16 protein-coding genes are annotated in these 20,488 nt (G+C 60.3%); 9 read left to right on the forward strand and 7 right to left on the reverse strand.

Features of this window, described 5'->3' with window-relative positions:
* Positions 1-197 precede the first annotated feature (197 nt).
* Positions 198-2,036: a methionine--tRNA ligase gene (metG, locus tag Q4D83_RS03590; protein WP_303173059.1), complete on the forward strand. Its 1,839-nt coding sequence runs from the start codon at positions 198-200 to the stop codon at positions 2,034-2,036.
* A gap of 53 nt (positions 2,037-2,089) precedes the next feature.
* On the opposite strand, the gene Q4D83_RS03595 is transcribed toward metG, so the two are convergent.
* From Q4D83_RS03595 to Q4D83_RS03620, 6 genes are read right to left on the reverse strand one after another with little or no spacing between them, the layout of a single operon-like run.
* Complete coding sequence (locus tag Q4D83_RS03595; RefSeq protein WP_303173061.1) at positions 2,090-2,755, reverse strand: TetR/AcrR family transcriptional regulator; 666 nt, start codon at positions 2,753-2,755, stop codon at positions 2,090-2,092.
* Between the two features lie 10 nt (positions 2,756-2,765).
* On the reverse strand, positions 2,766-4,541 hold the full coding sequence (locus Q4D83_RS03600) for an ABC transporter ATP-binding protein (protein WP_303173063.1): 1,776 nt from the start codon (positions 4,539-4,541) through the stop codon (positions 2,766-2,768).
* A complete protein-coding gene (locus Q4D83_RS03605; RefSeq protein WP_303173065.1) occupies positions 4,538-6,295 on the reverse strand; it encodes an ABC transporter ATP-binding protein in 1,758 nt (585 codons plus the stop codon). The genes Q4D83_RS03600 and Q4D83_RS03605 overlap by 4 nt, the downstream gene beginning before the upstream one ends.
* Positions 6,288-7,697: an ABC transporter ATP-binding protein gene (locus Q4D83_RS03610; protein ID WP_303173066.1), complete on the reverse strand. Its 1,410-nt coding sequence runs from the start codon at positions 7,695-7,697 to the stop codon at positions 6,288-6,290. The genes Q4D83_RS03605 and Q4D83_RS03610 overlap by 8 nt, the downstream gene beginning before the upstream one ends.
* Positions 7,694-8,374, reverse strand: a complete 681-nt coding sequence (locus tag Q4D83_RS03615) for an energy-coupling factor transporter transmembrane component T (RefSeq protein WP_303173068.1) — start codon at positions 8,372-8,374, stop codon at positions 7,694-7,696. The genes Q4D83_RS03610 and Q4D83_RS03615 overlap by 4 nt, the downstream gene beginning before the upstream one ends.
* The gene (locus Q4D83_RS03620; RefSeq protein WP_303173070.1) at positions 8,371-8,949 is read right to left on the reverse strand and encodes an MptD family putative ECF transporter S component; all 579 of its coding nucleotides are present in this window, start codon (positions 8,947-8,949) and stop codon (positions 8,371-8,373) included. Before Q4D83_RS03620 ends, Q4D83_RS03615 begins: the two co-directional genes overlap by 4 nt.
* Positions 8,950-9,145: 196 nt before the next feature.
* Between Q4D83_RS03620 and Q4D83_RS03625 the strand changes: the two genes are divergently transcribed.
* Positions 9,146-10,471 (forward strand): hypothetical protein, encoded by a 1,326-nt coding sequence (locus tag Q4D83_RS03625; protein WP_303173072.1) that lies wholly within the window; start codon positions 9,146-9,148, stop codon positions 10,469-10,471.
* A 6-nt stretch (positions 10,472-10,477) separates the two neighbouring features.
* On the opposite strand, the gene Q4D83_RS03630 is transcribed toward Q4D83_RS03625, so the two are convergent.
* Positions 10,478-11,881 carry an FAD-binding oxidoreductase gene (locus tag Q4D83_RS03630; RefSeq protein WP_303173073.1) on the reverse strand — a complete coding sequence of 468 codons (1,404 nt, stop codon included), beginning with the start codon at positions 11,879-11,881 and terminating at the stop codon, positions 10,478-10,480.
* Positions 11,882-12,261: 380 nt separating this feature from the next.
* Here Q4D83_RS03630 and Q4D83_RS03635 point away from each other — a divergent pair, with 380 nt between their 5' ends.
* From Q4D83_RS03635 to Q4D83_RS03665, 7 genes are all read left to right on the forward strand, one after another.
* Positions 12,262-13,728, forward strand: coding sequence for an aldehyde dehydrogenase (locus Q4D83_RS03635; RefSeq protein WP_303173074.1), 1,467 nt, complete (start codon positions 12,262-12,264; stop codon positions 13,726-13,728).
* A 54-nt stretch (positions 13,729-13,782) separates the two neighbouring features.
* Positions 13,783-14,622, forward strand: a complete 840-nt coding sequence (locus Q4D83_RS03640; RefSeq protein WP_303173076.1) for a TatD family hydrolase — start codon at positions 13,783-13,785, stop codon at positions 14,620-14,622.
* Between the two features lie 244 nt (positions 14,623-14,866).
* The gene (locus Q4D83_RS03645) at positions 14,867-16,012 is read left to right on the forward strand and encodes a resuscitation-promoting factor (protein WP_303173078.1); all 1,146 of its coding nucleotides are present in this window, start codon (positions 14,867-14,869) and stop codon (positions 16,010-16,012) included.
* Positions 16,013-16,048: 36 nt separating this feature from the next.
* Positions 16,049-16,921 (forward strand): 16S rRNA (adenine(1518)-N(6)/adenine(1519)-N(6))-dimethyltransferase RsmA, encoded by an 873-nt coding sequence (gene rsmA / locus Q4D83_RS03650; protein WP_303173081.1) that lies wholly within the window; start codon positions 16,049-16,051, stop codon positions 16,919-16,921.
* Positions 16,918-17,859, forward strand: coding sequence for a 4-(cytidine 5'-diphospho)-2-C-methyl-D-erythritol kinase (locus Q4D83_RS03655; RefSeq protein WP_303173083.1), 942 nt, complete (start codon positions 16,918-16,920; stop codon positions 17,857-17,859). The genes rsmA and Q4D83_RS03655 overlap by 4 nt, the downstream gene beginning before the upstream one ends.
* A 2-nt stretch (positions 17,860-17,861) precedes the next feature.
* Positions 17,862-19,658, forward strand: a complete 1,797-nt coding sequence (locus Q4D83_RS03660; RefSeq protein WP_303173085.1) for an ABC-F family ATP-binding cassette domain-containing protein — start codon at positions 17,862-17,864, stop codon at positions 19,656-19,658.
* Positions 19,659-19,667: 9 nt separating this feature from the next.
* Positions 19,668-20,354: an alpha-ketoglutarate-dependent dioxygenase AlkB gene (locus Q4D83_RS03665; protein ID WP_303173087.1), complete on the forward strand. Its 687-nt coding sequence runs from the start codon at positions 19,668-19,670 to the stop codon at positions 20,352-20,354.
* The last annotated feature ends 134 nt before the right edge of the window (positions 20,355-20,488 follow it).

The raw sequence follows: 20,488 nt of genomic DNA on the forward strand, positions 1-20,488 counted from the left end.
GTGAAGGAACCCGTGATGCGGCGACCAAACCTCATTATTAAGGAAGAGACGTATCCGAAGGGTTATGAGCCGCGCAGCGTGAAAGAAAACGCATCAGCCGGCAACGGCGTGAAGTCAGATTAGGCAGTAGCGCTTCCCCTGCGGTTGGCGGCACCTCACTTCGCGTGCAGGTGCCGCCATAAATTAAGGTGGAATGCATGACAAAGTCTGTGCTCACTGCTGTTGCTTGGCCGTACGCCAACGGTCCCCGCCACATTGGACATGTGGCGGGCTTTGGCGTTCCTTCCGACGTGTTTTCTCGGTACCAGCGAATGTCAGGCGCGGATGTGCTCATGATTTCGGGCACGGATGAGCACGGCACTCCATTGCTTGTGCAGGCAGAAAAAGAAGGCGTGACGGTGCAGGAGCTGGCGGATCGCTACAACCGCCAGATTGTTGAAGATCTGACTGGTTTGGGGTTGTCCTACGACCTGTTTACCCGCACCACCACCCGTAACCATTACGCCGTCGTGCAGGAATTATTCCGAGGCTTGCACGCTAACGGTTACATGGTGAAGGAAACCACCATGGGTGCGATTTCCCCTTCCACGGGACGCACCCTGCCGGACCGATATATCGAGGGCACGTGTCCGATTTGTGGGGCGCCCGGCGCGCGCGGCGACCAATGCGACAATTGCGGCAACCAGCTGGACCCGGCAGACCTGATCGATCCGGTTTCCAAAATTAACGGAGAGATTCCGAAGTTTGTGGAAACCGAACATTTCCTGTTGGACCTGCCAGCCTTGGCCGATGCGCTTGCCGAGTGGCTGGAACAGCGGCAGGATTGGCGCCCGAACGTGCTCAAGTTTTCCCTAAACTTGCTGAAGGATATCCGCCCGCGCGCCATGACGCGCGACATCGACTGGGGCGTGCCCATTCCGATCGACGGCTGGCAGGACAATAACGCCAAAAAGCTCTACGTGTGGTTCGACGCCGTGGTGGGCTACCTCTCCGCTTCCATCGAGTGGGCGTACCGGAGCGGTAACCCAGACGCGTGGCGCGAGTTTTGGTGCAACCCGGACGCGGAGTCCTTCTACTTTATGGGCAAAGACAACATTACGTTCCACTCCCAGATTTGGCCGGCGGAGTTGCTGGGTTACCGGGGCATAGGGGCGCGCGGCGGGGAATGCGGCGAACTCGGCCAGTTGCAGCTGCCCACCGAGGTGGTTTCGTCAGAGTATTTGACCATGTCTGGTTCGAAATTCTCTTCGTCGAAGGGGGTGGTCATTTACGTGAAGGATTTCCTTCGCGAGTTCGGACCAGACGCGCTGCGATACTTTATCGCCGTGGCAGGCCCAGAAAACAACGATACGGATTTCACCTGGGACGAATTTGTGCGTCGCGTTAACAACGAGCTTGCCAATGGCTGGGGCAACCTCGTCAACCGCACCGTGTCTATGGCGCACAAAAACTTCGGCGAGGTGCCGCAGCCAGGTGTGTTGGAGGATTCGGACCGGCGCATTCTCGACCTCGCGGCCGACGCTTACCGCGTCGTGGGTGACGCGTTGCAGCACTCCCGATTTAAGGCGGGCATTTCTCACGCGATGCACGTGGTGGGGGAGGCGAATGCGTATATTGCGGAGCAGGAGCCGTGGAAATTGGCTAAGGATGAAACGCAGCGCGAACGCCTCGCCACGGTGTTGTGGACCGCGTTGCAGGTGGTCAGCGATTGTAACACCCTGTTGACTCCGTACCTGCCGTTTACCGCCCAGCGGGTGCACGAGACGCTCGGACGCACCGGGGACTGGTCAGGTTTTCCGCGTATCGAACAAGTAAACGACGATATGCCTGTCGAACCTGTGGGCGTGGGCGTGCCGGAACGGAATCGCACCTACCCAGTGATTACCGGCGATTATCGGGCCGCCCAAGCCACCTGGCAGCGTGTCGACGTCGCGCCCGGCACGGTCCTTGCCAAACCCAAGCCGCTCATTGCCAAACTCGACCCCGAACTTGGTGAAACTGGCCCCGAATGGGCACCCGTCAACACCGAACAGTGAAGTAGCCTGTCGCGTGCGCCTGCCTTGGCGTGAACCCGCTTTGAGAGTGGGCCCTACACGGCAGGCCGTTCGCTCGGCGGTACATCGAAACCCTTGAGGATCAGGTTGATCTTGCGGTCTAGGTAGCCGCGGGCGTGCCACGATTCGTCGACAGGCATGTGGGTCGGCTCCCCGGATGCGGCGGCTTCGGCGCTGAGCAGCTGTTCGGCTCGCTCGAATCCGGTGGTGCCGTTTTCGTTGTAGTTGCGTAGCGCCGCGATTTGCAGGTGCGTCATAAACACCGTGTCGCCCAAGAAATCCAAAGCGAAATCGACATCTTCGCAAGTGCCGGGGAATCCCGCAGCCATAATGGATTTGTTAATGGCGCGGAAATAGCGTTGCACGTGTACGTGCGCCCCTGGTGTTTGGATCAGGGTTTTGATGCTATTCGGGTAGCGTTCCGCGAAGCGCCAGAGTTCCTCGGCGTAGTAGCGCAGCTGTTCCTTCCATGAAAGCGTGCTTGGTGGCAGGGTAAGGTCCTCGGCCATGGCAGCCAGGCAGAAATGAACCAGTTGATCCCGGGTGGCCACCACACGGTACAGGGAGGGGGTGGTCACCTGAAGCGTTCGCGCGACGTCGGCAAGCGTGAAATCGTCCAGCCCTATGGTGAGCGCTGTGTGGACCACGTCGTCGATATGAAAACGGGGCTTAGGGCCGGTTTTGCGTCCTGCGGTCGTCATGGCCGTTAGCTTACTTTGCCTGCTTGAGGGACCAGCCAGTGGCAGCTACCCGGCGATCCCAGAAACTCCGGTACGGACCGTTCGCAGCAAACAATTCTTCGTGGGTGCCCTGTTCGGCGATCTGCCCGCGCTCATCTAGCACAATGATCTTGTCCGCATTTCGTACCGTATCGAGTTTATGGGCGATCACCAGGAAGGTTGATTGGGAACGCAGGTGTTCCATCGCGGCAACGATATTGCGTTCGTTTTCGGCATCGAGTGCGGAGGTTGCTTCGTCGAAAATCACCACCGGCGCCTGCTTTAACAAGGCGCGTGCAACGGAGACGCGTTGCCGCTCACCACCGGAAAGCGAACGCCCACCCTCACCAACAGTAGTGGCCCAACCATTTGGCAAATGTTGCGCGATCGAGGTAACGCCGGCTAGTTCGGCAGCCTTCCGCACTTCGGCCTCGGACGCGTCTGGGCGGCCGATGCGGATATTTGCCTCCAATGTGTCATCGAAAAGGTAGACGTCTTGGAAGACCATGGAGAGCCGGGCCATCAGCTGCTTCGTGCCAAGCTCGCGGATATCCGCACCGTCGAGTTTGATGGTGCCGCTGCTGACATCCCAAAACCGGCTGAGCAGGCGCGCAATGGTGGTTTTGCCCGACCCGGACGGTCCCACGATCGCCGTCACTTGATGTGGTTCGGCAGTAAACGAGAGGTTGCGCACCACGGGATGATCGGGTGTGTAGCCGAAGGTCACATCGTGGAACTCCACGCGGCCGCTGCCGTCGCCGGTCGCTGGGGTGGCAGGCTCTGAAAGGGGTGGGGTATCCAGGATTTCGGTCATTTCCTCCAACGGTGGGCGCGCCATATCGATGCCTACCATCAAATCACCCAATTCCCGCAAATTGTGGGTAAACCGCAGGGTAAGGCCGATAAACACGATGGTTTGCACCGCATCGAAGGTACCGTTGGCGGCGGCATACGAAGTCACAGTCACAATGGCCACCACGAAGCATTGCACCACGATGCCGTTCATAATGATCGGAACGAGCGATTGCCACAGTTCCTTGAGCACCGCCCTGTCGTTGGTCCGCAAGGACGTCTCCAACGGCTCGAAATTTTTGGAGCGCCCGGCCGCGCGGATCGCCGGTTGGCAGGTAGCGAACTCTACGATGCGGTGCGCCAGATTGTGCTCCGTGGGGACCACCGCGTCGGCGAAACGACGTTTCAACCCCTGCGCAAAGACCATCACCGCCGCCGCAATCGGGCCGGTGAGTGTCAACGTGAGTCCAAGGCGTGGGTCCCACGCCCACGAGCCAACAGTCAGTACGGCCAACGTGGCGGCGTTGCTAAACATGAGGGCATTCATGTGCGCCAATGCCTCCGCAGTGGACATAAAACCACTGGTGACTAGGCGCGACAATTCGCCGGAGCGCTCGTTGCGGAACCACCCGAGCGGCAAGGTGGACAGCGCATCACCAATACGCTCGTGGCTATGCACCATGAAATTCAAGGTGGCCACGTAGCCCTGGTGGTTGGAACGGTAGCGGAGTATACCGCCTAGGATGGCCATGACCGCCAGCACGAGAAGCCATCCCGAAAGTCCTAGACCGAGCTGAGATTCCCCAGTCACCAGGGTGGCGGCCAGCGGGATCAGCGCCAGCATGGCGAGGCCGTCGAGCGCGCCGGAGAACGAGGCATGCATTGCTGCCCGGACCTGCTGTGCGCGGCCGATTTCCGTCATGTAGCGGCGAGGTTGCCGCGTTAAGAACGGATCCTTGAGTATTTCCCGAATCATGGGAGCACCTCCATGAAGTGTTGGATGGCTGAGGCAGTGACCTCAGCGCCTTGCAGGGAATCCACAATGCGGCCCTCCCGTAGCAAGATCACCTGGTCCGAACCGAGAATCGTTTCCGGCTTGTGGCCGATCACCAGCACGGTGCGGCCCACAATCAGGCGGGATAAGGCGGCCTGAATCTCCGCCTCGCAATCGGGGTCGGTGGCGGCTGTTGCTTCATCCATAATCAAGATCGGCGTATTGGCAAGCAAGGCGCGCGCGATGGCGATGCGCTGCTTTTGGCCGCCAGACAGGTCCGCATCGTCGCCGACGACAGTGTCCCAACCTTTGGGCAGGGCCTCAATCTCATCGAGGATCTGCGCATTGCGCGCCGCTTCCCGGATTTGCTCATCTGTGGCATCCGGCACCGCCAGTGCGATATTGTCCCGAATACTCATCTCCGGTAATTGCGGGTTTTGCAAAACAAAAGACACGAATGAATACAGTTGGTGCGAGGGCAGCGTACGGATATCCACCCCGCCGATAGTGATGCGGCCTTTCAACGGATCTTGGAACCGGGCCAGCATCGTAGCCAGCGTGGATTTCCCCGAGCCGGAGGGGCCAACCAGTGCGGTCACTGTGCCTGGGCGCAGCTCCAAACTCACGTTGTGTAACACGGTGTGATCGTCATATGCGAAGGTCACATCCTGGTAAGCGACGGTGGTGTCTGCGAGGTCGACCTGTTCGGTGGGGTCGGTGAGCTCTGGGCCGTCGATAAACTCGACGATGCGCAACGCGGCATTCCCGGCAAGCTGATAGGACCACATGGTGCGCCCAATTGCCTGAATCGTGGACGGTAGCACCAGCGCGATCAACGTCGTAGTAATCACGTCGACGGGGGAGGCAACACCCGCCTTTATCACCGCCGCGCCGCCGGCCAAATTCACCACCAGCAGCAGGGGAATGGAGACCATCGCCTCGGAAAACGCTGAGGCTTTTAACAGGGGCGTGACCCAGTCGCTATAAAACTTATGGAAGTTTTGCGTGGCATTCCGATACCGCTGGTGGGCCTCGCCAACAGTTCCGAATGCCTTGACCACCTCGATGCCATCGGCGAATTCCACGGTGGTGGCGGATACGGCGCCAAGGTAATCGTCCATCTGCGCGGTTTTTTCGCCCATGCCGCGCATCGTCCACATTTGGATCAGCAAGTACACCACCAGCATCGAAACGGCGAGGAGGCCGAGGCGCCAGTCGACATAGAACGAATAGCCGAGCAACGTCAAGGGAACCACGATAACTACCGTGATCTCCACTGGGGCGTGGGCGACCAGCTGGTGCAGCGTGCGGGTATCGTCCTGAATCGCCTTGCGCACGCGGCCCGATGTGGTCTCACTAAACCACGACAGTGGGGCACGGGCGATGCGACCGATAATTTGTTTGCGCATGTGGCGGACCAGACTGAAATCGGCGAAATGTGTGATTGTCAGTGCGATAAAGTACAAACCAAGCTGGCTGAGGAAACTCGCGATCAGCCACCAGGTGAGGGTGTCCACGCGCGCGGCATCCGGTGGGGTTCCGGCGGCGCGGGCGTCGAGCAGCAGTTGCCCGAGCTGCACAAGGGCGACATACGGGGCGATCGCAAGCGCCCCGGAAAGGGCGGCGATAACCCGCCCGATGAAAAGCTGGTTTCTTACGGGCTTGAGAAGTCGTTTCAGTGCGAGGTTGCCCGCCTTTTGCTTGTCTATTGTTTGCCCAACTCCCTGATCAGTCATTGGTGTGTGCCTCCTGTGGCAATAGTTCTTGCCGATGGTCGGCGCAGGCGGCGACCAGCTCGTGGTCGTGGGTAATCACAATGACTACCGCGCCGGATCGTGCAAGTTGTTTGAACTGTTGTGCGATAGCTTCCAGGTGTTCGATGCCGACCCCGGAGGTGGGTTCGTCGAAGATATACACCTGTTTGCGTTGCGCCATGGCGCTGGCCATGACCAGCCGTTGCCGCTGCCCACCAGACAACGAATGCGGGTGCCGATCCCGCAATGTATCCAGGTCAAACGCTGCGAGGATCGCGGCGGTATCGACCTTGTTGCGCACCCCCAGGGTGACCTCGGATTCCACGGATTCCGCGAATAATTGGCGGCCTACGTCCTGCATCACGATGTAGCTGTTGGCAATGCGTTGCCGTGCGGATAGCTTCGAGCCCCGCAAGGCGATCGTTGCACCAGGCTCGGGTTGTTCCAGCCCGCACAGCACCCGCGCTAATGTTGTCTTGCCGACGCCGTTTTGGCCGACCAATGCGGTCACCTTACCGGCGGGGAACAGCATGTGTGCAATATTCAAGATGCGGGTGCCGTTGACGCTATAGCGCAGGTTTTCTATTTCCAGCCCGGGGGTTGCTGCTGGTGGTAGTTCGACCGGTGTCGGGGCGGTGAGTTGGCGCAGCCCCAGGCGACGCCGAGTTTCATCGTCCATTTGGAAAAAATCTGCGGCCGCGTAGGTGGCCACGATGGTGCCGCCGCGCACATATATCACTTGATCCGCTAGCTCCCGAAATACGTGGAGGCGGTGTTCCGCGATGACGATTGTGCGGCCTGCGGCCTTTAATTGCGCCACATTGTCCCGCAGCATGTTCATGCCGTCTTCGGATAAGTTCGAGGTGGGTTCATCAAAGAGCACTACATCGGTGTCCGGCATGAGTGCCGTGGCATAGGCGACTCGTTGCAGTTGGCCGCCGGAAAGCGTGCGTAGCATGCGATGTACCCAGGGTTCGATCGCCGTTTCGGCCGCGACCTCCGCCATGCGTTTGCTTATTTGCTCGGGTGGCGTGCCAAGGTTTTCTAGCCCGAAAGCTAGTTCGGTGCTTACCTGGTCGGTGAAAAACTGGGTACGCGGATTCTGGAATACCGTGGCGGAATGCTTGATGGACTCGTGCAGTGGGTGTTCGCTCGGGTTGTAGCCCGCGACGTCGATAAGCCCGGTGAGTTCGCCTTCGTTGAAGTGCGGCGCTAGGCCGTTCATCAGTTTGATTAGCGTACTTTTCCCGGAACCGGAGGGGCCGGTAAGCAGCGTTACCGTGCCGGGCGCGCAGGTGAGCGATGCATGTTCGATACCGCTCTCCGTGGTGCCGAGCAGAATGCCCGCGGAATAGTGAAACGTAACGTCGTCGATGCGGATCATGGAATCACCTTGAAATACATGAGCGAAAGCACGATAAGGGACACCACAATCAGTGCGTCCACAAGGTTGAATCTCAGCGGGGTCACGCTGGTCGGCTTGGCGGGGCCACCGAGGCCGCGGATCAACGCCGCCGCCGCGAGCTCATCACCCGCGCGCACCACCGTAGAAATCAACGGAATCACCACGAGTTCACCGTGTTTCAGCGGGTGCGTCAGGGTGCCTAGGACGCCAGGCTGCAAACCCCGCAAAACCATTGCCTCTCGGATTGCCGCGGCCTCTTGTTTGATGATCGGCAGCATGCGCAACATCACGGCGATCGGAATGGTCAGCCACTGCGGGGTGTGAATCGCACGCAAGGCCGCAATGAGCTCGCCTGTTCGGATGGTAACGATGGCGTACATGCCGAACCCGATGCTGAGCGCAAATCGGCTCAACCAATAGCTCAAAAGCCCGAGGGAGCCAGCCCAGCCTGGTGCCTGCTGAAACAGCAAAAATGTGGCTGTGAGCACGGTGAACACCAACGCAACAATCGCCGCGGCTGTCACATGCTTGCTGAGCGCTAGCAACAGCACTGTCAAGATCGCAGCCCCAATGACCACGGACAGCGGACCGTACGTGAGTGTCAGTGCGTTGAGGGCCACGACCATGAGCAGTGTGATGCGTGGATCGGCGGTCATGCGAGCCCTGCGCGAGTGAAGTGTTTGCGGCAGGTGCGCACTCCGAGTAAACCGCCGAGGTAGCCGATGATAATCACCGCCACAGCCCACACGCCGATGACCCATGGTTGCAGTAATTCACGCATGGCGGTGGTGTATTCCTCGCCCATGCCTTGGAGAATCTCCTGATAGTAGGCGTCCGCATTGATGAAAATGGGCAGCAGGGGGCCAATCATGATCAGCGAATTCACCGCATAGGCGAGTGGAATGCGGGAAGAGAGTTTTTGGAGATCTCGGGTGATGATGAAATCGGCGATCAGGCCGATGACAATGCCAACCACGATCGTTCCCACATAATGGCCGGTGAGTAGGAACAAAATGGCGACGATCACGTTGAGCAGCGTAAGTGCGCCAAACTTAGGTGTGCGCAAAATGTACAGTGTTGCCACGATCCCGCCAAGCATGATCCCCGCGAACCAACCGACAAACATAAACGCTGGTCCAGCGAGGCCAATCAACCCGGTGGAGAAAATGACTACGAAATACAAGGCGGAGAAGACCCCCACGTTAATGAAATCGCGCGGTGTCAATTTCATGCTGATCCTTCCAACTAGGAGCAAACAGAAAGGCAAGGTAAGCCTAACACTTAATGCCCGTAATTATCGGAGGGTGGGTGCGGAAAGTGAAATCAATACGGATGTGCGGGGGTGATTGTAGAGTTCTTGATACATTTCATGCTTTTCGGAGCGTCGCCCCCAGGCTGCGCAGATATGTGCTGTTAACCTGCGTTTTATGTCTATGCAGCAAGCGGTACCTTTCAAGACTCAGACAAGTATTCGAGGGGTGGTTGCGGTGTGTGCGGCGGTCGTTGTGGCGCTCGGCTCGCCAGCGATTGCCGAGGCGCAGGGCACAAGCGATGCAATCGTGCCCGCCACCGATCAGGGCTATCGCAGCACCTCTGAGGAATTCGCACGGTTGTACGGTCCGGGGGTGTTCACGCACACGGCGCTTGGCAATACCATCGCCGGTGCGGTGGATGGGCACGCGCGGGTGGCCTCCAACAGGTTCCGCGCCACCCAGGGAGGCGTGTTGGATGCGGTGCGGCTGTACTGGCCAACGGGTTCCGGATACTCGAAAGGGACCGGCGGGAACATCAAGGTCAGCGTGCTTCCCGACGACGGCTCACCCGGGCATTTTCCAGACTTGCGCGCCGAACCCCTCGCGGTGACGTACTACCAGCCAAACCTGGTGGACGGTCAGCCCCGCGAGGCCGGACCTTTGTTGGCCGCGTTGAATTTTGAGAGTAAGGAACAGCGTATTGTTGCGGGGGAGCTGTACCACGTGATGGTCGAAAACGTGGACCCGCGGCCAGCGGAAAACTTCATTAGCATCAACCATTCACTCACGGACCGTCGCAACGGGCGCCCAGCCCGCTGGTTGGATCCGGTCGATTGGGGCAGTGTTATCGGGCACCGCCCCGTGGATGCTACGGGTACGGACTACGTTTGGAAGGACATTTCTTTCGAAGGTTCCGGCGACAATTTGTTCTCCCCGATTATGGAACTCACGTACGCCGGTGGGGAAGTGCAAGGTGTGTTCGATATGGAGTCGGGGAGCGTGGTTCCGGACCGCATGTACACCGTTACCGCAGACAACCCAATACGTGAGCGGTTCACCCCGACCGTGGATCGCGTCGTGTCCGGTTTTTCCGTGGCGACGGCCGCGTACACGCCTGGGTCGCTCGGGTGGAGGATCAAACGCGGCGATGAGGTGCTTGCCGAAGGCACGATCGAACAACCCGAGGCGGATTTCCAGGTGCACAACAACACCCGCAATGACATCGGTTCCTACACGTGGTACGACGTCGCACTGCCCGAGCGCGTGGAGTTGCCCGCCGGCGATCAATACGATCTAGAGTTCCGCGCGCTGGGGGAAAGCCAATGGAAGATCGGTGACCATAGCAACGGTTCGGCCTATGATGTTGCGTGGCCCGCCGCGTTCACTGAATCCCAGGCGCAGCACCTGCACGATGGGGCTTGGATTAACACGAATCATTGGGATCATGCAAAGCCGGGACGCGGGACGAACTGGCCGGTGGTGCTCCACCTCGCCCCGTGATGCAAACTACGAGTCGAATCCAACTTTGAACACGCTCATGAGTTTGAGCAGCAACCCGTCCTTACCGGTGCGGTCCGATCGTTCCACTGCCTTGCGCACGATGCGGATGAGTGGGAAGGCCAGTGGCTCCGGCGGGATCGGGATGGGAAGCCGTCGTGCCATCTTCAGCCTTGTGCGTTCGGTGTCGCGTCCCTCCAAAAGGTCAAGCATTACCTGCGCGCCGAAGCGGGTGGCACCCACGCCGAGGCCGGTGTAACCGGCGCTATAGGCGATATTGCCGTTGCGGGTGACGCCGTGGAACGCCGTGAGCTGCGTAGACATATCAATCGCACCGCCCCAAGCGTGGGTGAATTTCACGTCACGTAAATGCGGGAACGTGGTGTAGAAATGGTCTGCAAGTAGGAGGAATGTCTCCGGGCGTTGATCCTGTGAGGCGGTGACCTTCCGGCCGCGGTGGTACACCGCGTCGAAACCGCCGAACAGGATCCGGTTGTCGCTGGTTTTTCGGTAGTAATGAAACTCCCGCCCCGAGTCGGTGATTCCGTTGTGATGCGTCCACCCGATCGCTGCGAGTTGTTCATCGCTTAACGGTTCCGTCACTAAGGCGTAGTCATAGATCGGCACGGTAAATAGCCGTAGCCGCCGCAACAGGGAGGGGAACACGTTTGTGGCTAACGCTGCCTGCTTGGCGTGGACCCGGCCTTCGGCAGTGTGGGCGGTGACGCCATCTGCGGCGTCGACAAGTTCGGTGACTTCGGTGTTTTCGAAAATTTCCACGCCGAGCTCCTCGGCGGCGCGCGCCAAACCCCAGGTGAGTTTTGCCGGGTGCACGTATGAATAGCCTTTGCGTTTGAACACGCCGGCGCGGTAGACGGGGGAGGCACCGTGCCCGTGTGGGGTAGACATGTCCAGCACCTCGGCGTCAGGTTCGGCAAGTAACCCGGCAACCTGGTGTGGCTCTGTTGCCACCACCATAATTCCTGAATTGTGCCACTCGGCATCAATATTGAATTCCTCGATGGTGCGCTGCAGCTCGGCGAAATTCTGGTCCGCAAGACGGTGGATGGTGTCCAATTCGTCTGGAAAATGCAGCCGTCCGTTTTCCTCGCCGTGGGTCAAGCTGGATTCACAAAACCCGCCGTTGCGGCCGCTGGCCGCCCACCCAATGCGTTGTTGTTCGAGGAGTATAACCCGCCGCTCTGGGTGGCGTTGCTTGGCAATGAGTGCCGTCCACAAGCCGCAGAAACCGCCGCCGACCACCAATAAGTCCGCAGTGTTGTCGCCCTGCAACGCGGGGCGTGGCGCCGGGCGATCCGGGTGATCCAGCCAAAACGGTGTTGGGGAAGCGTCGCGCAGTGAGCGCTCCAACAATGCGCGGTCGTGCCGCAATTTGTGACCGTACGCTTGCATCAACCAAACCTCCTTGCCGAACAGTCCCAACGTCACACGCCGTGGTGCGCCCGCCTAGAGGGACTTGCCTTCACCACCAGAACATAGCAAACGCGCAGGTGTTTCGGGGCGGCAATAAAGGCGGTGGCTTGTAGTTGTGATCTCGCACATCACACGCGTAGGGAAATTACTGATATTCCTACTATTTCGCCGTGTTAATGTTTGTCATGTTTTTGCTTAAAAGGCCTTAAAGTGGTGGCGAAACTAGTTGCTATTTATATAGGGTGGGCAAAAAGTATCGTCAGGTTAGGCCACGTCAACCGGGTTTCCGCGAGCGTTGAGGGCATCCGTGAGGTACGGCTTTCCTGGTGTGTTTCCTACCATTGGACAGGAGCGCAATAATGAGTATTCAATTGCCCCGCGAAATCGTACCTCCCCGCACGCAGCTCTATATCAACGGCGAATTTGCGGCTTCGTCGGATGGCGCCACCACCGCGGTTGTGAGTCCCGTCACGGGTGAGGTAATTGCGAATATTTCGGTGCCCACCAAAGCGGATCTCGATGCGGCGGTGCAGGCGGCGCGCGCCGCCCAGCAGCAGTGGCGCGAGGTTGGCGTGTGGCAGCGAGCTGAAGTGATGCACAGGATTGGGGATTTGATTAGCGAGCGCCGCGATGAGCTTTCCCACCTTTTGACCTTGGAGCAAGGCAAGCCGCTGGCCGAGTCTTACGCCGACATCGACGAGACCGCAAAGCTGTTCCACCTTCACGCGGAGGATGCGGTGCGGCTGCATGGGGAAACGTTGCCTTCGAACGACCCGAATAAGCGGATGTGGACCTTCTATCAGCCGGTGGGTACGTGGGCGATTGTCATTCCGTGGAATTTCCCCGTACTGATGTTTTCGGAGTTCGGCGCCCCTGGTTTGGTGACGGGCAACGCGCTGGTGGTGAAGCCGCCGACGCACACGGCGTTGACGCTGTTGGCCACCATGGAGGTTATGGCTGAGGCGGGTTTGCCGCCGGGGCTGGTGAATATTCTGCCTGGTGAGGGTGATTTCGGCGCATCGTTGGTGGCTCACCCCGGCATCGACGCGATTGGGTTTATTGGTTCGTCGGCGACTGCGGAGAAGATTGTGAGCACCGCAGGGTTGAAGCGTTCGGTGATTGAGGCTTCGGGCAACGGCCCGGTGGTGGTTCTCGACGACGCGGACCTCGACGCCGCCGCCCGCGCAGCCGTCCAGGGCGCCTACTACAACGCTGGTCAGGTGTGTTGTGCCACGGGTCGGGTATTGGTGCATGAGGCGGTGCATGAGCAATTTGTGGATGCGCTGCGCGCCGCCGCGAAAGACGCTGTGTTAGGCGATCCATTCGATGAAAAGACGACGCTCGGACCGATGAATAACGCGCGGACCGCCGAGAAGGTGGATATTCATCTCGACCAGGCGCGCGAACGCGGCTTTGACATTGTGCTGGGTGGGGGCCGCAGCAAGGACTATCCCACGGACTTGTATTACGAGTTCACGGTGGTGGATAACGTTGCGGAAGACAGTTTGCTCAGCACCGATGAAACGTTTGGTCCGGTGGTGCCGGTGATTGTGGGGAAAGACGATGATGATTTGCTGCGGCTGGCAAATCAGGATGCGCTGGGCCTGCAGGGCGCCGTGTTTACCAAGGATATGTCGCGGGCGTACCGCTTCGTGGAGCACCTGCGCACCGGCCAGGTGATTGTGAACGATACGAACGAGTTTTGGGATATCAATATGCCGTTCGGTGGCGTGGGCGGCACTCGCACTGGTTGGGGGCGTATCGGCGGCAAGCACACGTTGATTGATATGTGTGATCTCCGCACCGGCGTGTTGCACCTAGATTAGGTGTTCGGCTTCCGCGGCGACTGTCGTTGCGGGAGGCGGGTACAATCCGGGCGCATGGCTAAGAAGAAGTCTCGCCCGGTTCCCGTGCCCGCCCCCACGCTTGCCGGGATTGTGGACGCGCACACGCATCTCGCCTCCTGTGGTGCGCGCACCCCAGAAGAGGTGGCGGCGATTGTGGAGCGTGCGGTAGCTGCGGGCGTCGAAAAGCTGTGCACTGTGGGGGATGGTTTGGCGGAGGCGGAATTGGCACTTGCCGCCGCTCACGCCAATGAACGCGTGTTTGCTGCGTGCGCGGTGCATCCGACGCGCGCCCTTGAGCTTGATGACGCCGCCCGCGCCCGCGTCACGGAGCTGGCTGCGGACCCCCGGTGTGTTGCGGTGGGCGAAACTGGCTTGGACATGTATTGGATCGGTAAATCGGATACGTGTGCGCCGTTGGATGTGCAGGAGGAGGCGTTGCGTTGGCACATCGATCTGGCGGTGGCTAGCGGTAAGGCGCTGATGATTCATAATCGGGACGCTGATGCGGAGTTGATGCGGGTGTTGGCGGATGCGCCGACGCCGCGGAAGACGATCCTGCACTGTTTTTCTTCGCCGCTGGCGGTGGCGGAGGAGGCCCTGGCGCGGGGTTATGTGCTGTCGTTCGCGGGCAATGTGACGTTTCGTCGCAACGAGCAATTGCGGCAGGCGGCGCGCATTGCGCCAGCGGGTCAACTGTTGATTGAAACGGATGCGCCGTATATGACGCCGGAGCCGTTTCGCGGGGGCCGCAACGAACCTGCGATCGTGGGGCACACGGCGTATTGTGTGGCGCAGGCGCGGGGGCAGGACCCGGCGGAGTTCGCCGCGGAGCTTCACAAAACCTTCGACGAGGTTTATGGTATTCTTTGCTAATAATAAGGTTGTGCTTGGGTGGGGCGCAATCTTTCGCGGTGTGCGAAACGGCATGTAGTCGATGCGATACACTCTTTAGGGTGTGACTGGGCTCACGGAAATATGGGGCCCGTGTTAATCCGAGTAAACTCTTGTGGCTAATGAGTTATGTAGTTTGCTATTTACCTCGACAACAATGCAAAGTTATCGTACTGTGACTTTCATCGGACTTCTTGATCGACACACCTAGACTTAAGGTATTTTCGTGAAAACCTCTCAACAGTCGGCTTTGCACCGCATTAATTCGGCACACTCGGTACCGCTCCGCGTCGCCACTGGCGGTATGCTCGCGACCCTTCTGGTGAGTGGCGGGTTGGCCGTCATCGAAAAGAAGGACGTCAGCGTTGATGTCAATGGGGAGAGCGTATCGCTCGCCACCATGTCGGAAACCGTTGGCGAGGCGCTGAGTAAGGCAGGCGTGGAGTATGGCTCCGAGGATCTTATCCAGCCGAAGCCTGATCAAAAACTGCGCGATGGCCAGCAGATCGTGGTTCGCACTGCGAAGCCAATCGCGATCACCATTGAAGGTAAAACCCAAACCATTCACTCCACCGCGCTGACGGTGGATGAGCTGGTCAAGGAAATTGGCGACGTTTCAGACGCTGACCTCTTGTCGTTTGACCGGAAGAAGAAAATCCCCAACGAGGGTCTGAAGCTGGGCGTGACCAAGCCGAAGATCATCACCGTGACGGACGGGGAAGGCGCCCGCACCTACACCAATATCGCCGCCAACACGGTGGGGGATGTGCTGAAGCGGCGCGGGGTCGACCTGGGGAAGGACGACGTGGTCACGCCGTCGGTAGACACCCCGGTTACCGTGGGCATGGATATCCGCGTGGACCGCGTGCGCTTTGAACGCGTCACGGAAAAGGTGACCTTTGAGGCCCCGGCAACCTACATCGACGATGCCAACACCTTCCAAGGCGAAGAGCAGGTGGTCACCGCCGCCACTGTCGGCGAAAAGGAAGTGACCCGCAACCTGCGCTTTGTGAACGGCCAGCGCGTGGGCGACGATGTGGTGGAGGAAAAGGAACTCGCCCCATCTACCCCGGCAACCATCAAGCGGGGCACGAAGCCGAAGCCTTCCGCTCCGAGCGTTGCGGGCGACTCTGTGTGGGACGCGCTTGCGCAATGTGAGGCGGGCGGCAATTGGCACATCAACAGTGGCAATGGCTTCTCCGGCGGCTTGCAATTTACGCCGAGTTCGTGGCTGGCGGCCGGCGGCGGGCAATATGCGCCGATGGCATACCAGGCATCCCGCGAGGAGCAGATTGCTGTGGCCTCGAAGCTGCAGCAAATGCAGGGTTGGGGCGCGTGGCCCGCGTGCACCGCAAAGCTTGGCCTGCGTTAACGGTGTGGCGGTGCCTGCGGTAGATTCGTAGGCACTATGCACGATGAACATACGCGGGCCGAGCTGCTGGGGCCGGTAGAAATCCGGCAGTTGGCGGAGCGCCTTGGGGTGACCCCAACCAAAAAACTCGGGCAGAATTTTGTCCACGATCCCAATACGGTGCGCCGCATCGTGGCCGCAGCGGAGGTGACCAGCGACGACCATGTGGTTGAGGTGGGCCCCGGCTTGGGTTCGTTGACCCTCGCTTTGCTGGATAGCGTCGCGGATGTGACGGCTGTGGAAATTGACCCGCGCCTCGCCGCGGAACTTCCCGCCACTGTGGCGTGGCGCGCGCCCGCGCTGCAAGACCGCCTGCACGTGGTGCGCTGTGACGCATTGGAGGTGCGTGAGCGGGACTTGCCAGTGCAACCCACGGCGTTGGTGGCAAACTTGCCATACAATGTGTCGGTGCCTGTGCTGTTGCACATGCTGGAGGAATTTCCCACGATTCGCCGTGTGTTGGTGATGGTGCAGGCGGAGGTCGCTGACCGTCTGGCCGCCCAACCCGGTTCCAAAACCTACGGTGTTCCGAGCGTGAAGGCGGCGTTTTATGGGCCCGTGAAACGCGCTGGGGCGATCGGTAAAAACGTGTTTTGGCCTGCCCCGAAGATTGAGTCGGGGCTGGTGGCGATCGACCGCACCGACCCGTACCCGGCGGCATTACGTGCTCGCGTGTTCCCGCTTGTCGACGCCGCGTTCGCCCAACGCCGCAAAACCCTCCGCGCCGCACTCGCTGGGACGTTCGGTTCGTCCGTGGCGGCGGAGGAGGCGTTGCGGGCGGCGGGCATTGATCCCGGGCTGCGTGGTGAGAAGTTGAGTATCGCGGATTTTGTGCGCCTCGCTGAGGTTCAAGGGGGAGTGACACCATGAATCACGTAATCGAACCTGTGATCGCAGTTGCGCACGGGAAGGTGAACCTGCACCTCGGTGTGGGGGACGCGCGCCCCGACGGCTACCACGAACTGGTGAGCGTGTTTCAATCATTGTCCCTGCACGATGAAGTCACCCTCACGCCGATCGGCGCAGGCGCTGGAGTCCGCACGCTCACCGTTGCGGGTGCCAGCGGCGTACCCACCGATCACACGAACCTGGCCTGGCGGGCGGTGGAGTTGGTCATGCGTGATTACGCCAATCGCGGACACGAGGATTTGCCCGCCGTGGATATTCATATTCGAAAAGGCATCCCCGTTGCTGGTGGTATGGCGGGCGGATCCGCCGACGCTGCCGCCGCGCTGGTAGCTACCCAAGCGCTGCTGGCGCCGAAGTTTGGCAACCTTGATGATGGCGCGTTGTACCGGTTTGCCTGCCAACTCGGATCCGATGTGCCCTTCACGCTGGCTGGCGGCACCATGATCGGTACCGGACGCGGTGAGCAACTCGTGCCAGTAATTTCCCGCGGCACCTACCACTGGGTGCTGGCCATGAATTCCCAAGGGTTATCCACCCCAGTGGTGTTCGGCAAGTTGGATGAGATGCGGGCGCAACGTGAGCTGGTCCGCGCGGGTTCCGCTGACGAGTTGTTGCGCGCGCTCGCCGCCGGTGACGTTGCCGCGTTGGCGGGCACGCTTGCCAATGATTTGCAGGCGCCCGCGATCAGCTTGCTGCCGCAGCTGCGCCGCACGCTCGCGGCGGGCACGGAGGCGGGGGCGTTGGCCGGGATGGTTTCCGGATCGGGGCCGACGTGTGCGTTTTTATGCGCGGATGCGCAGGCCGCACTCGAGGTGTCCGACGCCCTGATCGATCATGGGGTAACTTCGGCTGTGACTACCGCCACGGGCCCGGCTGTTGGCGCTTATGTAAAGGGATAGACATGGCAAACTTGATCAACCTCGAACATGTATCCAAGGCGTTCGGCTTGAAAACGCTACTGGATGATGTCAGCCTGGGCGTGCAAACGGGTGACCGAATCGGGGTCGTCGGACTCAATGGTGGCGGGAAAAGCACCCTGCTGAAAGTGCTTTCCGGTGCGGAACCGCCAGACTCCGGCCGGGTATCCCACATGGGTGGTTTGCGGCTGGCAGTGGTCACCCAAGCCGCTGAGCTGGATCCCGCCGCCACCATCTCGGATGTGGTGCTCGCCCCGCTTGGGGTGCACACCTACGAATGGGCCTCCAACCCGAAGGTGCGCCGCGTATTGGGTGGTTTGGGCATCGTTGGCCTTGGGTTGGACACGGTGGTGGGTGAGTTGTCTGGCGGGGAACGGCGCCGCATTAACCTTGCCGCGGCGTTGGTGCAGGATCTTGACGTATTGATCTTGGATGAGCCGACCAACCACCTCGACGTGGAGGGCGTGCAATGGTTGGCGGAGTACTTGCTGTCCCACAAGGCTGCGCTCATTGTGGTCACCCACGACCGTTGGTTTCTGGACACGGTGGCTACTTCCACGTGGGAGGTGCATGACGGCCGGGTGGATGCGTACACGGGTGGCTACAACGACTGGACGTTTGCCCGTGCTGAACGCGCCCGCCAGGCGGATGCGATGGAGCAGCGGCGGCAGAATCTGGCGCGCAAGGAGCTTGCCTGGTTGCGTCGGGGTGCGCCGGCCAGAACCTCGAAGCCGCGGTATCGCATCGAGGCGGCGGAGGCGCTGATCGCGAACGTGCCTGCTCCGCGCGACAGCGTGGAATTGATGGCGTTTTCCAAGCGCCGCCAAGGCAAAGTGGTGATCGAACTTGAAGACGCGACAATCAACACCCCGGACGGACGGGAGTTGGTGCGTGACTTAACCTGGCGGCTTGCCCCCGGCGAACGCATTGGCTTGGTTGGTGTCAACGGGTCCGGCAAAACCACGTTGCTGCGCACCTTGGCGGGGGAGCATCCCTTGGCTAGTGGCCGTCGCATTGAGGGCAAAACCGTGGTGTTGGGCTGGTTGCGCCAAGAGTTGGACGATCTTGACCCGAATATGCGGTTGCTTGACGCGGTGGAATCCGTGGCCAATTATGTGCATTTTGGCACGAAAGAACTTAGCGCTTCGCAGCTTGCGGAGCGGCTAGGCTTCAGCGCTAAGCGTCAGCGCACTCCGGTTGGGGACCTCTCAGGCGGGGAGCGGCGCCGGCTGCAATTGACCCGCGTGCTCATGGCGGAGCCGAACGTGTTGTTGCTGGACGAGCCCACCAACGACCTTGATATTGATACGTTGCAGGAGTTGGAATCCCTGCTGGATTCGTGGCCGGGAACGCTCGTGGTGATTTCCCACGACCGATACCTTATTGAACGTGTTTGCGATTCTACGTGGGCGCTGTTTGGCGATGGTACGTTGACGCACCTGCCGGGTGGTATTGAGGAATACTTGCGCCGCCGCGGCGAGTTGGCGTCTGGGGAGCGCGGCGTGCTTGACCTTGGGGAGCGTAAGGATTCCGCCGAGCAGCGGCAGGCGAAGAAGATGGAAGCTGCCGCCCGACGCCGCGTGGAGAAGGAAATGCGGTCGCTGGAACGCAAGATGGAAAACATGCGCGAGCGCATGGCTGAGCTGCACAACCGGATGGCTGAGGTGGCGACCGACCCGCAGCAACTCACCGAACTGGGGACTGAAAGCTCCCTGATTCGGGAGGATATTGAGGCGTATGAGTTGCAGTGGATGGAGCTCGCCGAACAGCTTGAAGAATAGCGCGAATTCATGTGCGATTCGGAAGCGCTTTTCGACGTCCCGCCCGCGCCCAGGTCGCGACTGCCCGACGGCGCCTACCACGTGCCGGGGTGGCTCACCTTGGAGCAGCAACATTGGTTGGTGCGGCAGTGTCGGCAGTGGGCGGCGGGCCCGGTCCCGCCGAGGTCGGCGAAGATCCGTGGGCACGAAATGAGTGTGCAAACCCTGTGCTTGGGGTGGCATTGGCGCCCTTGGGCGTACACCCGGGAAGCGGTGGATGTGAATGGCCGGCGGGTGCTCGAGGTTCCGGAGTGGTTGGTGCGGTTGGGGCGCAAAGCGCTCCTTGCCGCCACCGGCGACGAGCAGGCGGCCGCCGCATACACCCCCGATGCCGCGCTGGTGAACTTTTACAACAACACCGCGCGCATGGGCATGCACCAGGACGCCGATGAGCGCGCGGCGGCCCCGGTGGTTTCGGTATCGATCGGGGATGCCTGCCGTTTCCGATTCGGAAATACGAGCAATCGTTCGAAGCCGTACCAGGACATTGATCTATCATCCGGGGATCTGTTTGTTTTCGGTGGGCCCTCCCGGTTGGCCTACCACGGGGTGATGAAGCTGTATCCGAACACCGCGCCGCCGGGTTGCGGGCTGACGCACGGGCGCATCAATATCACATTGCGGGAGACCGGGCTGTGGGACCAGCACCCCGAATAACCCGCAGCACAAAATGTTATCGGATTGCAAGAAACCGGGTTGCGGTGGGCGTTTGGGTGGTGTGGACGATGGGGTGGGCGCGACGTCGTGAAGCAGGGTGGGTGAGGGGCAAATGTGCAGCTAGGGGGATCTGG

Source organism: Corynebacterium sp. (assembly GCF_030532715.1).
Classification (GTDB): Bacteria; Actinomycetota; Actinomycetes; order Mycobacteriales; family Mycobacteriaceae; genus Corynebacterium.